General features: G+C 67.4%; 11 protein-coding genes. 4 read left to right on the forward strand and 7 right to left on the reverse strand.

Features of this window, described 5'->3' with window-relative positions:
• Positions 1–21: 21 nt before the first annotated feature.
• Positions 22–1926: a threonine--tRNA ligase gene (thrS, locus tag ACVOKU_RS07980; protein ID WP_481559575.1), complete on the reverse strand. Its 1905-nt coding sequence runs from the start codon at positions 1924–1926 to the stop codon at positions 22–24.
• 431 nt (positions 1927–2357) lie between these two features.
• On the opposite strand from thrS, the gene ACVOKU_RS07985 reads away from it, so the two are divergent.
• Genes ACVOKU_RS07985 through ACVOKU_RS07995 form a run of 3 tightly spaced genes read left to right on the forward strand, consistent with a single transcriptional unit; the run spans position 2358 to position 4487 of the window.
• Positions 2358–2654 carry a hypothetical protein gene (locus tag ACVOKU_RS07985; RefSeq protein WP_180876053.1) on the forward strand — a complete coding sequence of 99 codons (297 nt, stop codon included), beginning with the start codon at positions 2358–2360 and terminating at the stop codon, positions 2652–2654.
• Positions 2654–2917 carry a hypothetical protein gene (locus ACVOKU_RS07990; RefSeq protein ID WP_053518684.1) on the forward strand — a complete coding sequence of 88 codons (264 nt, stop codon included), beginning with the start codon at positions 2654–2656 and terminating at the stop codon, positions 2915–2917. The genes ACVOKU_RS07985 and ACVOKU_RS07990 overlap by 1 nt, the downstream gene beginning before the upstream one ends.
• Before the next feature lie 10 nt (positions 2918–2927).
• A complete protein-coding gene (locus tag ACVOKU_RS07995; RefSeq protein WP_481559576.1) occupies positions 2928–4487 on the forward strand; it encodes a PepSY-associated TM helix domain-containing protein in 1560 nt (519 codons plus the stop codon).
• A gap of 37 nt (positions 4488–4524) precedes the next feature.
• Here the strand turns inward: ACVOKU_RS07995 and ACVOKU_RS08000 are convergent, their stop codons facing one another.
• Positions 4525–5715 (reverse strand): glycoside hydrolase family 18 protein, encoded by a 1191-nt coding sequence (locus ACVOKU_RS08000; RefSeq protein WP_481559577.1) that lies wholly within the window; start codon positions 5713–5715, stop codon positions 4525–4527.
• 260 nt (positions 5716–5975) lie between these two features.
• Here ACVOKU_RS08000 and ACVOKU_RS08005 point away from each other — a divergent pair, with 260 nt between their 5' ends.
• Positions 5976–7022, forward strand: coding sequence for a serine hydrolase domain-containing protein (locus ACVOKU_RS08005; RefSeq protein WP_481559578.1), 1047 nt, complete (start codon positions 5976–5978; stop codon positions 7020–7022).
• On the opposite strand, the gene ACVOKU_RS08010 is transcribed toward ACVOKU_RS08005, so the two are convergent.
• The 5 genes from ACVOKU_RS08010 to rbfA all read right to left on the reverse strand — a co-directional run bounded on the left by ACVOKU_RS08010 (position 6991) and on the right by rbfA (position 12787).
• Positions 6991–8553, reverse strand: coding sequence for a winged helix-turn-helix domain-containing protein (locus ACVOKU_RS08010; protein WP_481559579.1), 1563 nt, complete (start codon positions 8551–8553; stop codon positions 6991–6993). The two genes, ACVOKU_RS08005 and ACVOKU_RS08010, sit on opposite strands and share 32 nt — an antisense overlap.
• A 137-nt stretch (positions 8554–8690) precedes the next feature.
• Positions 8691–10799: a polyribonucleotide nucleotidyltransferase gene (gene pnp, locus ACVOKU_RS08015; protein ID WP_053518678.1), complete on the reverse strand. Its 2109-nt coding sequence runs from the start codon at positions 10797–10799 to the stop codon at positions 8691–8693.
• Between the two features lie 151 nt (positions 10800–10950).
• On the reverse strand, positions 10951–11211 hold the full coding sequence (gene rpsO, locus ACVOKU_RS08020) for a 30S ribosomal protein S15 (RefSeq protein ID WP_005417886.1): 261 nt from the start codon (positions 11209–11211) through the stop codon (positions 10951–10953).
• A 172-nt stretch (positions 11212–11383) separates the two neighbouring features.
• Positions 11384–12292, reverse strand: coding sequence for a tRNA pseudouridine(55) synthase TruB (gene truB / locus ACVOKU_RS08025; protein WP_481559580.1), 909 nt, complete (start codon positions 12290–12292; stop codon positions 11384–11386).
• A gap of 111 nt (positions 12293–12403) precedes the next feature.
• Positions 12404–12787 carry a 30S ribosome-binding factor RbfA gene (gene rbfA / locus ACVOKU_RS08030; protein WP_053518676.1) on the reverse strand — a complete coding sequence of 128 codons (384 nt, stop codon included), beginning with the start codon at positions 12785–12787 and terminating at the stop codon, positions 12404–12406.
• Positions 12788–12872: the final 85 nt, after the last annotated feature.

Consider the following 12872-nt stretch of genomic DNA (forward strand, 5'->3'; position numbering starts at 1 on the left):
TGGCGCGCGGGCCGGACCCTATCAAACCGCGCTCTCGGCCTGCAGCCGCGAGATGAAGGCCTCGACGCTCATGCTGCCCAGGTCCTCGCCGGAACGCGTACGCACGGCAACCGCGCCGTTTTCCTTTTCACGGTCTCCAACGACCAGCAGATACGGCACGCGCTGCAGCGTGTGCTCCCGAATCTTATAGCCGATCTTCTCGTTACGCAAATCGGCGATGACTCGGAAGCCTTGATCCGCAAGGGTTTTGCGAACCTGATCAACGTATTCAGCCTGGGCGTCGGTAATGTTGGCCACCACCACCTGGGTCGGCGCCAGCCAGGCCGGGAACTGGCCGGCATGGTGCTCGATCAGGATGCCGATGAAACGCTCCATGGAGCCGACGATCGCCCGGTGCAGCATGACCGGATGCTTCTTCTGGCTGTTCTCGTCCACGTACTCGGCGCCCAGTCGGCCGGGCATCATGAAGTCGACCTGCATCGTGCCCAGCTGCCAGGTACGGCCGATGGCGTCCTTCAGGTGGTACTCGATCTTCGGGCCGTAGAAGGCGCCCTCGCCCGGCAGTTCCTGCCACTCCACGCCGCAGCTGGCCAGCGCCGAGCGCAGTGCGCCCTCGGCCTTGTCCCAGGTGGCGTCATCGCCCAGACGCGATTCCGGCCGCAGCGCGATCTTGATCTGGATCTCCTCGAAGCCGAAGTGCCGGTAGACCGCCAGCGCCTGCTGGTGGAAGGCGGTCACTTCGGATTCGATCTGCGCCTCGGTGCAGAACACATGGCCGTCGTCCTGGGTGAAGCCGCGCACGCGCAGGATGCCGTGCAGGGCGCCGGAGGGCTCGTTGCGGTGGCAGGAACCGAACTCACCGTAGCGGATCGGCAGGTCGCGGTAGCTGTGCAGGCCCTGGTTGAACACCTGGACGTGGCCCGGGCAGTTCATCGGCTTGACCGCGTAGGTGCGCTTCTCCGACTCGGTGAAGAACATGTTGTCCTGGTAGTTGTCCCAATGACCGGACTTCTTCCACAGGCTCACGTCCAGGATCTGCGGGCAGCGCACTTCGCCATAGCCGCTGTTGCGATAGACCTTGCGCATGTACTGCTCGACCACCTGCCACAGCGCCCAGCCCTTCGGGTGCCAGAACACCAGGCCCGGCGCCTCTTCCTGCAGGTGGAACAGGTCCTGCTGCTTGCCGATGCGGCGGTGGTCGCGCATTTCGGCTTCCTCGATGCGCTTGATGTAGGCATCGAGCTGCTTCTTGTCGGCCCAGGCGGTGCCGTAGATGCGCTGCAGCTGCTCGTTCTGCGCGTCACCACGCCAGTACGCACCGGAAATGCGGGTCAGCTTGAAGGCCTTCAGGAAGCGCGTGTTCGGCACGTGCGGGCCACGGCACATGTCCACGTACTCCTGGTGGTAGTACATGCCCATGGCCTGGATGTCGTCGGACATGTCCTCGATCAGGCGCAGCTTGTAGTCCTCGCCACGCGCCTTGAAGATCTCGATCACTTCCGCGCGCGGCGTCATCTTCTTGATGACGTCGTAGTCCTGGGCGATCAGTTCACCCATGCGCTTCTCGATCGCGGCCATGTCGTCCGGGGTGAACGGGCGCTCGGAGTAGATGTCGTAGTAGAAGCCCTCGGCGATCACCGGGCCGATGACCATCTTCACGTCCGGGTACAGCTGCTTGACGGCATGGCCGACCAGGTGGGCGCAGGAGTGGCGGATGATCTCCACGCCCTCCTCGTCCTTGGCGGTGATGATGCGCAGGCTGGCATCGTGATCGATGATGTCGCTGGCATCGACCAGCACGCCATCGACCGAGCCGGCGATGGTCGCCTTGGCCAGGCCGGCACCGATCGACTGGGCGACATCCATGACGCTGACGGGGTTTTCGAACTCGCGGCGGCTGCCGTCGGGAAGGGTAATGTTGATCATCGCAGTGGCTTCGTGCGGGGGCCCGCGCTGCGGGCTGGAAAGCGGCTCCGGGCAGGCGCCCGGGCAATAAAAAAGCGCCGCGAGGGCGCCTGGAACGCAGGGCCTTCGGGGGCAGGTCAACCGTGGGCGGTGGTAGTGCTCATGTCGCACGCTCGGCCGGCGCTGGGCGCGGGCCACCTTGTTCCAGTCAGGATAATGACTGCGATTTTAGACCAGTGCGCGGGAAAGCCCAAGCACTCCCCGTCGCGCCCCTGAATGGCCGTCGCTGGCAGCCTGAAATCGCAATGATTACCATATCCAGGCAGCCCGCCCCGTGCCAGCCTGCCCGCTTTCCCCCAGGACCTCGTGATGCGCCACCCGCTCCGACCGGCCTACGCCGGCCCCGCCCGTGTCCCGCGTTCGCCGCCCTCGCGCCGCGCAGGCTGCCGGCAATGATCACTGTCGGCCTTTCCACGCTCGGCTTCTGCAGCCTGGGCGTGCTGTCTGCGATGTTCTCGGCGACGGCCTTCTATGCCGCCTCGCCGCATTGCCGCTGGCCGCGCCTGCGCCGGGCCGGCCGGCTTGGCCGACAGATCGGCCTGGTCGCCGCTGCGGCCGCACTGTGGCTGTGGATGGCCGAACTGGGCTTCGCCGCCGGGCTGGTGGCGATGCTGTGCACCTGGATGCTGGCGGCGATGCTGCTGCCGGCCGTCGCCGCCTGGCACCGCCCCGGCACGGAGCCGCGCTGATGTGGGCCCGCGCCCTCGCCGGCATCTTCGCCGGCTTCCTGCTGGCCGCGGCCGCCACCGGACTGGTGGCCTGGCTGCCGCCCGGCCCCTGGCAGCACGCCCTGGTACCGGCCCTGATCGCCTTCATCCCGCTGTGGATGCTGGCCGCCCTCTGGGCGTTCAGCTTCCGCCGTGCCGCGCACGCCTGGCTGGCCCTGGCCGGCAGTGCTGGCGCCGGCTTTGCCGTGCTCGGCCTGCTGCGCCTGGCCGGTGCGGTGCAATGAGACCGTCCCCATGAAGTTCTCCTCGCAGACGCTGCGCACATTCACCACCCTGCACACCTGGGTCGGCCTGGTCGCCGGCTTCGGCCTGTTCGTGGCCTTCTATGCAGGCGCTCTGACGCTCTTCCACCATGACCTGCCGTTGTGGCAGACGCCGGGCGCGGCATCGGCGTTGCCCGCAGACCTGGATGACGCACAGCACCTGCTCGAGGACGTGCTGGCGGCCCACGCGGAGGCACGCCGCCACGTCGGCATGACCTTCCCCGGCACCGACCATCCGCAGCCGCTGGCCTACTGGCAGACCGATGACGGCAGCTGGCGCTACGCCTGGCCGGGCCACACCGACGGCAGCCCGACGCCGCCGCAGACCGGTCTGGCCGAACTGGTCAACGAGCTGCATTACAGCCTGGGCCTGCCGGTGGCCGGCGTGTATGTGATGGGCATCGTCAGCCTGCTGTACGGCATGGCCCTGCTCAGCGGCCTGGTGATCCACCTGCCGAAACTGCTGGGTGACCTGTTCGCGTTGCGCCCGGGCCGCAACCTCAAGCAGCAGTGGCAGGACGCGCACAACGTGATCGGCGTGCTCAGCCTGCCCTTCCATCTGATGTTCGCCGTCACCGGCGCCCTGCTCTGCCTGGCGTTCGTGCAGATGGCACTGCTCAATCCACTGATCTTCGAGGGCAAGCTGCTGCAGGCCGTGCCGACCGCGATGGATACCGCTCCGGTGCGCGAGGCCAGCGGCGTTCCGGCACCGCCGGGCAGCCTGCAGGTCCTGCATGCGCGCGCCCTGGAAGTAGCCCGCGCACAGGGCGTGGCCAACTTCGAACCGGCCTATCTGAAACTGGCCAATGGGGGCGACGCCAAGGCCACCATCGAGATCACCGGCGAATCCACCGGCACGCTGGGCCCGCTGGGCGCGGTCGCCCTGGACGTGGCCACCGGCGACGTGCTGGCCACGCAGCTGCCGGGCCAGCGCGACGCCAACCACGCCACGCTGAGCGCCGCCTACGCGCTGCACTTCGGCGAGTTCGGCAACGGCGTGGTGGTCTGGTTGTACTTCCTGATGGGGCTCGGCGGCGCCTTCCTGTTCTATTCCGGCAACCTGCTGTGGATCGAATCGCGACGCAAGCGACGCCAGCCCGAGCAGTCGCGTGCGGCCGTCAACATGGCGCGTGCCACCGTCGGTGTCTGCATCGGCCTGTGCGTGGCGATCTCGTTGGCGTTCGTGGTAGCGCTGGTGCTCGAACGCGCAGCACCCGCGGCGGTCGACCCGGGCATCCGTTGGGCCTGTTTCAGCAGCTGGGCCGCGTGCGCGCTGTGGGCATTCCTGCGCAGGCCCGCACAGGCCGCCCGGGAACTGCTGTGGGCCGCTGCGGCCGCGACCGCGCTGGTGCCGGTCGTGCATGGTGCATTGAACGGTGACTGGCTGTGGCGTGCCGCCGCTGCCGGGCACTGGCCGCTGTTCTGGATCGACGCCGTCGCCCTGGCGATGGCCTTCGGCTTTGCGCGCCTGGCGCTGGCCAGCCAACGCCGGGCGCGCAACGGCGACCCCAACAGCGTCTGGGCCGACTGACCGCCCCGCCGGGCCATGCCGGCGGAGCGCCGCGCCTTCAATCGCCCACGCGGGCCTTGTGCCAGGGCGCCAGCATCGCGTTGAGCAGGCTGGCCTGTTCATCGTCGCCGGTCAGCTCCCACATGAAGACACCGGCCAGCCCCTGTTCGCGGGCGAACTGCGCCCGCAGGCCGATCGAACGCGGGTCTTCATAGCTGATGAAGACGTTCTCCTGCGGGTTGTACAACCACGGGCTCTGCGCCTGCGGGTGCCAGTGCCTGGTCCAGCCCGGCTGATCGAGGTAACGCGCCTTGATCACCCGCCAGTCGCCGGCATCGGCCGGCGCACTGTAAGCCTGGTACAGGCCGTCGGCAGTCTCCCCGGTCACCTTGAAGCCGCGCCCGTAGAACGGCACGCCCAGCACCAGTTTGTCCGCCGGCACGCCATGTTCGCGGTAGTACTGCACCGCACCGGCCACGTTGTTCCACCGCCGCAGTTCCGGCGCCAGCGGGTCGGCCGGCACTTCATGCAACGGCGCGTTGAAGGTCGACACGGCCGAAAAACCGGTACCCATGTCGTAGCTCATCAGGTTGATGAAATCGAGTATCCGGGCCAGCGCCGGCAGATCGTAGCTGGCGGCGGGATCATAGGGGCCATCGGTCTGCAGCCGGCCAGCGGCCAGCGCGGCGGTCAGCAGCATCGGCTGCCCTGCCCTGCGCCCGTACGTATCGAGCGCGGTACGGAACGCCTGCGCCAGGCGCGTCATGTTGGCCCGGTCCTGCGGACGATGGGCCAGTTCCTTCGGGCCGCCACTGACCGGAAACTCCCAGTCGATGTCCACGCCATCGAAGCTGCCTGCGTGCCGTTCGAAGAACAGCGCCATGCAGGAGTCGACCAGGCGCCTGCGGCTGGCTTCGGTCAGCGCGGCATCGGAGAACCCACCGGCGCCCCAGCCGCCGATCGAGATCAGCGTGCGCAGATGCGGATGCGCTTTTTTCAGGTCAGCCAGTTCGGCAACGTTCTTCGATGCGTCCGCACCGATCACGCATCGGCCGTCTTCGATGGTGGAGAACGCGTAGAACAGATGCGTCAGGCGCTCGGCTGGAATGCTCGACACCGGATAGCGCCCGGCCGAGCCACCGGGGTAGTAGGCGCCGAAGATCGGCGACTGCGCCGGCGCAGCGTGCACTGCGCCGGGCACGGCAGCGGTGACGAGTACGGCAAGGACGGCCAGGGTCTGGCGGAACATGGGATCTCCCGGTTCGAAGGCGCAGCCACGGTAGCAAACCGATCACGCCCCGGCGCGGCTTCATCGAATGTCGTCCACTGGACAGGCACGGACGCCCGCAGGATGACATCGGCATGTCCCTGACGCCCCACGGCAGGACAGCGCACTGCCCTCGCCGGTACCGGCCCTTCAGAATTCTTCAGACACGCGTCCAGCACTTCAGCGAAGGACCGGGCTCAATCCAGTCTCCTTTCCGATGGAGCCCGACCATGCGTCCGTTGATGTCCTTCCTCCTTCTGCTGCTGGCATTCCTACCCCACGCCACCGGCGCCGCAACGCCCGCCTCCGTCCGCCTGCCCGCGCTGGAGCAGGCCATCGCCCGCGATGACCTCAAGCAGATCCGCAGCGTGCTGCTGCAGGTCGACGGCAACGTCGTCTACGAGGGCTATTTCAACGGCGCGGACGCGGGCACCCTGCACGATGTGCGCTCGGCCAGCAAAAGCGTGACAGCACTGCTGATCGGCGCCGCCATCGGCGAGGGGGCGCTGCCGGGCGTGCAGGCCCGGGTCTACGACTACTTCCCCGGATTCACCGCGCGCCACGCCGTCGACCCGCGCCTGCGCGCCCTCACCCTGCAGGATCTGCTGACCATGAGCAGCCTGTGGGAATGCGACGACGAGAACCCGTTCTCGAGCGGCCACGAAGAGCGCATGTACGTGAGCGAGCGCTGGCTGGACTTCGCCCTGTCCCTGCCGGTGAAGGGCTTCGCGCCCTGGATGCAGCGACCGGAGGACAGCCCTCATGGTCGCTCCTTCGCGTACTGTACGGCCGACTCGTTCGTGCTCGGCGCCGTGCTCGAGCGGGCCACCGGCATGCCACTGTCGGACTATGCCGCCCAGGCACTGGAGCGTCCGCTGGGCATCACCGAGAGCCACTGGAACCATTCACCGGAGGGCATCGGAATGGGAGGCGGCGGCACGCGCTACCGCAGCCGCGACCTGGCGCGGCTGGGGCAGCTGGTGCTGGATCAGGGGCGCGGCAATGGCCGGCAACTGGTTCCCCGCGACTTCATCGCTGCAATGATCCGGCCACAGGCACGCACTGGCGATGGCAGCGAGTACGGCTACCAATGGTGGGGCCTGCAGCTGACGGTGCAGGGCAGGCAGCGGACCGTGTGGGCGATGTCCGGCAACGGCGGCAATTATGTCTTCCTGATTCCCGACAGGAATGCCGTGGCTGTAGTCACCAGCCAGGCCTACAACCGCAGCTTCGCCCATCCGCAGTCGCGGCGGATTCTCACTGAATTCCTGCTTCCGGCACTGCGCTGAGACCGGACAGATCGGAGGGTCGCCATGCGGCGGCGAGGACCTGCGCGCGCTGCCTGGCGACATCCGCATCGATACGCGCCAGCAGCGGCTCCCACTCCGGCGCGCTGCGCAGCGGAGCATACAGCGGCGTGGCACGCAGCCATGCGGCATCGCGGAAGCCATCGTCCACCGCCTGGTGCAGCGCGGCCACGGCGGCCTTCGCATCACCCACCGACTGCAACAGCAGAGCCCGCTCGAGCGCAGCATCGGCCCAACCATCACCCCTCCCCGCCGGCAGGCGCTGCAATCGCGCACGTGCCCATGCCGGATCGATGGCCGTCGATCCGTACAGGCCCGCCAGCGTCTCTCCCAGCGATTGCTGCGGCCGCAGCCGGTGCGCCGTCGCGAACGCCTCGGCCGCCGCCGCGGTGTCACCGGCCAGCAATGCCAGTTCTCCCTGCAGGCGCAGCAGCTGGGGATGTGGTGTGCCACGCGTCAATGCGATGGCCAGCTCCTCCCGGGCACGCCCGGCGGCCCCGGCAACGTACAGGCTGCGCGGCCACGCGATGTTGGCGAACACGTTGTCCGGGTAAAGCTGGAAGTTGCGCGCATGGCGCTGCGCTGCCGCCTGGGTGAAACCGAGCAGTTCCATTTCGCGCGCCACCTGCACATCTCGGAAGCGGATGCGTTCGGGTGCCTTGAGCGCGAGGTTGGCGCGCAGCGCCAGCGACAGGTGGCCCTGCTCCTGCTGCAGGTAGGCCAGCGATGCCCGGGTGCGCTCGTCCGCAGGATCGAGCTGGATCGCGCGCACGTAGTCGGCTACCGCATCGTCCATCCGCCCAAGGCAATCATGCGCATACCCGCGCAGGGCGTACGTGGCACCGTCATGCGGCGCCCGTGCACGTTCGGAGTCGGCCAGCGCCAGCGCTTCGTGCATCTGCTGCGGAGAACCGTTGAACAGGCATCCCTGCGCCGACAATGCACGTGCCAGCCCACGCCGGGCCGCGCTGGATTCTGGATCGACCTGGAGTGCCTGGCGGTAGAGGGCGATCGCGCGTTCGTTGTTGCTCGCCTGGCCGATGCCGGCGTAATAGTCCGCGCGCTGCAGCAGGGACGTGGCTGCGGCGGGCGGAGCCTGGTCCGGCCACGCCAGCACCGCCACCGCCAACCCGCCCACCGCCACCAGCGCTGCAGCCCACCACCAGCGCCCCCGTGACGATCCGATCACTGGCGGCGGTGCCATCGGTATCGGTGCGGCGCACAGCTGATAGCCGCGCCCGCGCACCGAACGGATGTAGCGCGGCCGACGGCTGTCATCGCCGAGTGCCTGCCGCAGCAGTTTCACGCGCTGACTGACCGCATCCTCGCCAACCACCGCAGGCGCCCAGACCTGGGCCGCCAACGTGTCGAAATCCACCACACGGGTGCCGTGTGCAAGCAGCACGTCGAACAGGGTCCAGCTCAGGCCACTGATGGGCAGGGCCTCACCGGCCCGGCTCACGCGCTGCGCCGGGCGGTCGATGTCCAGGTCGAGCAGGCGCAGGAGGTCCATGCCAACAGCATAGCGGCAAGCCCGCTCCGGTTGCCGGACAAAGAAAAAGCGGGCCGAAGCCCGCTTTCTCATTCCAGCGACGTCAGCGGCGGTGGCTCAACCCGGGTTGACACCTGCCGTGATCGACCGTGGGTGGATCATTCGGCGCTGGCGCCTTCGCCTTCTTCCACGGCCTTCATCGACAGGCGGATACGGCCCTGCTTGTCGACTTCCAGCACCTTGACCTTGACCACATCGCCTTCCTTCAGCTTGTCGCCGACCTTCTCGACGCGCTCGCTGGAGATCTGCGAGACGTGGACCAGACCGTCCTTGCCCGGCAGGATGGTGACGAACGCGCCGAAGTCCATGATCTTGGCGACCTTGCCTTCGTAGATGCGGCCCGGCTCGACGTCCGAGGTGATCTGCTCGATGCGGGCCTTGGCGGCCTGGGCAGCGATCGCGTTGACCGAGGCAATGACGATGGTGCCGTCATCCTGGATGTCGATCTGGGTGCCGGTTTCCTTGGTGATGGCCTGGATGGTCGAGCCACCCTTGCCGATCACTTCGCGGATCTTGTCCGGGTGGATCTTGATGGTCAGCAGGCGCGGCGCGTAGTCGGACAGTTCCGAACGCGGAGCGGTCAGGCCGTGGGCCATTTCGCCCAGGATGTGCAGACGGCCAGCCTTGGCCTGCTGCAGCGCCTGCTTCATGATCTCTTCGGTGATGCCTTCGATCTTGATGTCCATCTGCAGGGCGGAGATGCCCTCAGCGGTACCGGCCACCTTGAAGTCCATGTCGCCCAGGTGATCTTCGTCACCCAGGATGTCGGACAGGACGACGAAGCGGTCGCCTTCCTTGACCAGACCCATGGCGATACCCGCCACCGGGGCCTTCACCGGCACGCCGGCGTCCATCAGGGCCAGCGACGAACCGCAGACCGAGGCCATCGACGAGGAACCGTTCGACTCGGTGATTTCCGAGACGACGCGGATGGTGTACGGGAAGGCTTCCAGCGACGGCATGACAGCCAGCACGCCGCGCTTGGCCAGGCGACCGTGGCCGATCTCGCGGCGCTTCGGGCCCATCATGCGGCCGCACTCACCCACCGAGAACGGAGGGAAGTTGTAGTGGAACAGGAAGTTTTCCTTGTACTCACCGGCAACGGCATCGATGACCTGACCGTCGCGGGCGGTGCCCAGGGTGATGGTCACGATGGCCTGGGTTTCGCCGCGGGTGAACAGCGAGGAGCCGTGGGTACGCGGCAGCACGCCGGTCTTCACGGAGATCGGGCGGACGGTGTCCAGCGCACGGCCGTCGATGCGGACCTTGGTGTCCAGCACCGAGTCGCGCATGGTGCGGTATTCCAGTTCGCCGAATTCCTTCGACAGCTCGGCCGGGTTCCAGCCTTCGGCAGCCACGCGGCCGGCCAGGGCTTCGACCACGTCCTTCTTGATCGCCGAGATGGCGTCGCGGCGCTGCAGCTTGTCACGCACCTGGAAGGCTTCGCCCAGGCGCGGGCCGATGGCTTCCTTCAGGGCGGCGATCAGCGCTTCGTTCTTGGCCGGGGCTTCCCAGGTCGACGGCTTGGTGCCGGCTTCGACGGTCAGCTCGTTGATCGCGTTGATGACCTTCTGCATTTCGCGGTGACCGAAGGTCACGGCGCCCAGCATCACTTCTTCCGACAGCAGCGCGGCTTCGGATTCGACCATCAGCACGGCGTTGGAGGTACCGGCAACGACCAGTTCCAGCTGCGAGTCAGCCAGTTCACTGACGGTCGGGTTTAGGATGTACTCGCCGTTCTTGTAACCGACCTTGGCAGCGCCGATCGGACCCATGAACGGGGTGCCGGCCAGAGCCAGGGCCGCCGAAGCACCGATCAGGGCCGGAATGTCACCGTCCACGTCCGGGTTCAGCGACATCACCGTGGCGATGATCTGCACTTCGTTCTTGTAGTCTTCCGGGAACAGCGGACGGATCGGACGGTCGATCAGACGCGAGATCAGGGTTTCCTTCTCGGTCGCACGGCCTTCGCGCTTGAAGAAACCACCCGGAATGCGGCCGCCGGCGTAGAACTTCTCCTGATAGTCGACGGTCAGCGGGAAGAAGTCCTGGCCTTCACGCGCGCTCTTGGCGGCGACGGCGGTGACCAGCAGTACGGTGTCGTCCATCTTGACGATGACGGCGCCGCTGGCCTGACGGGCGACTTCGCCGGTCTCAAGCGTGACGGTGTGCTTGCCGTACTGGAAGGTTTTGGTGATTTTTGCCACGGAGGGTGTCCTTGGGGATGCTGTCTGCGAATTTGGACCGTCGGCGACCCTTGCCGCCAGCGGGTGACCGGATCGTTCCGGCCTGAATCGGGGATTGCGGTACTACAAAACAAAACCGCGGCGCATCGCTGCGCCGCGGGGGATTCGTTGCTTAGCGACGCAGGCCAAGCTTCTCGATCAGGGCCTTGTAACGCTCGACGTCCTTCTTCTTCAGGTAGTCGAGCAGGCTGCGACGGCGGTTGACCATCTGCAGCAGGCCGCGGCGGCTGTGGTGATCCTTCTTGTGGGTCTTGAAGTGGCCGGTCAGCAGTTCGATGCGGGCGGTCAGCAGGGCCACCTGGACTTCCGGGGAGCCGGTGTCGGCGGCGCTGCGCTTGTTGTCTTCAATGACCTTCTGGGTGTCGATCGACATGTCTTTTTCTCAGTGATGCGTGGCCGGCAGGAACGCGCTTCGCGCACCGCCAGGCTCGCCGTGGACTACAGGGATGAAACCTGCGCGGGGCAGGCTGCCAGAAAATGGCCGCGAAATTGTAACGGCCAGGGGCTCCGGGGACAAGGACCGGGGCTGAACCGCCCCGCCCTGTTCAGAGGTTGAAGCGGCGCTGCGGGGCCAGCAGGCCACTGTCATCGACCTGACCGAGGCCCTGGACAGCGGCGTCCGGACCGAACACCGCCACCAGACCGCGCGGCCAGCCGGCATCGCGCAACCGCTGCCCCATGCAGAACCGTTGCGTCTGGGCGGCGTCCAGCTCGACCCGCGGATACCCGCCCAGCCCGTCGGCCAGCGGCAGCAGCAGCGCATCCATGGCCGCCAGGTCGCCCGTTTCGACCATGGCCCGCAGCTGGTCCAGGGTGACCATCGCCGGCTCGCGGAACGGCTCCACCCACAGCCGGCGCAGGGCGCTGATGTGCGCACCACAGCCCAGCGCCTCGCCGAGATCACGCGCCAGGCTGCGGATGTAGGTACCCGAGCCACAGGTGACGCGCAGGCGCAGCCGCTCGGGCTGCTGTTCCAGGACCTCGATGGCATGCACCTGGACCTGCCGCTCCGGCGCCTCGATGGCGTCGCCGCGGCGGGCCTTCACGTACAGCGGCTCGCCTCCCTGCTTCAGCGCTGAATAGATCGGGGCCCGCTGGTGGATGCTGCCGGTCAGCGGTGCCAGCGCGGCCTGCAGGACGTCAGCAGTGATCTGCGGCACCGGACGCTGCAGCAGCACTTCGCCTTCGGCGTCATCGGTGTCGGTGGTCTGGCCGAGCACGATCTCGGCGTCATAGGCCTTGGCCGAGCCCAGCAGCAGGCCGGCGATCTTGGTCGCCTCACCGAAGCACAACGGCAGCAGGCCGGTGGCCAGCGGGTCGAGACTGCCGGTATGCCCGCCCTTCTCGGCACGGAACAGGCGGCGCGCCACCTGCAGGGCAGCGTTGGAGCTCATGCCGGTCGACTTGTCGAGCAGCAGGATGCCGTCCAGGCGGCGGAACTGAATTCGCGTCATGACAGATACGGGTGTAGCGCCGGACCATGCCCGGCAAGCGCGCGGCGCGGCCTGCATCAGACATCGCGCAGCCGGAATGCAGCAACGCCGGGCATGCCCGGCGTCGCGCGGTTATTCTTCGTCGCTCTCGCGGCGCTTCTCGGCAGCCACGGTGTCGGGCAGATCGCGCAGGATGTTGTCGATGTGCTCGCCCCGATCAACCGAGTCGTCGTAATGGAAATGCAGCTCCGGCACGTGGCGCAGCTTCATCGCCCGGGCCAGGTCCATGCGCAGGCGATAGCCCAGTTCCTTCAGGCCGGCCACCGCTTCGGCCGAACGTTCCGGCATCAGCGCGGTGACGAAGACCTTGGCATGGGCCATGTCGCGGGTGATTTCCACGTCGGACACGCTCACCGAGGGCAACCCGTGCTCGCGCACGGCGTTGTGCACCAGGGTGCCGAGTTCACGGCGCAGCTGGGCGGAGACACGGTCGGTTCGATGGAAAGTCTTGGGCACGCGGTCGGGCTCTTGAATTGAATGTGACCCGACCAAGGTCGGGCCCTACCGGGAGAGACGGCCCGACCGGGGTCGGGCGCCACCA

This window comes from Stenotrophomonas sp. STEN147, assembly GCF_056757995.1.

What these genes read in the sequence shown, in the direction of transcription:
- rpsO (WP_005417886.1), bottom strand. Translation starts at nt 11,211, where the DNA reads ATGTCGATCGACACCCAGAAGGTCATTGAAGACAACAAGCGCAGCGCC.
- truB (WP_481559580.1), bottom strand. Translation starts at nt 12,292, where the DNA reads ATGACGCGAATTCAGTTCCGCCGCCTGGACGGCATCCTGCTGCTCGAC.
- ACVOKU_RS07985 (WP_180876053.1), top strand. Translation starts at nt 2,358, where the DNA reads ATGATCACTGTCGGCCTTTCCACGCTCGGCTTCTGCAGCCTGGGCGTG.
- ACVOKU_RS07995 (WP_481559576.1), top strand. Translation starts at nt 2,928, where the DNA reads ATGAAGTTCTCCTCGCAGACGCTGCGCACATTCACCACCCTGCACACC.
- ACVOKU_RS08010 (WP_481559579.1), bottom strand. Translation starts at nt 8,553, where the DNA reads ATGGACCTCCTGCGCCTGCTCGACCTGGACATCGACCGCCCGGCGCAG.
- ACVOKU_RS08000 (WP_481559577.1), bottom strand. Translation starts at nt 5,715, where the DNA reads ATGTTCCGCCAGACCCTGGCCGTCCTTGCCGTACTCGTCACCGCTGCC.
- thrS (WP_481559575.1), bottom strand. Translation starts at nt 1,926, where the DNA reads ATGATCAACATTACCCTTCCCGACGGCAGCCGCCGCGAGTTCGAAAAC.
- ACVOKU_RS07990 (WP_053518684.1), top strand. Translation starts at nt 2,654, where the DNA reads ATGTGGGCCCGCGCCCTCGCCGGCATCTTCGCCGGCTTCCTGCTGGCC.
- ACVOKU_RS08005 (WP_481559578.1), top strand. Translation starts at nt 5,976, where the DNA reads ATGTCCTTCCTCCTTCTGCTGCTGGCATTCCTACCCCACGCCACCGGC.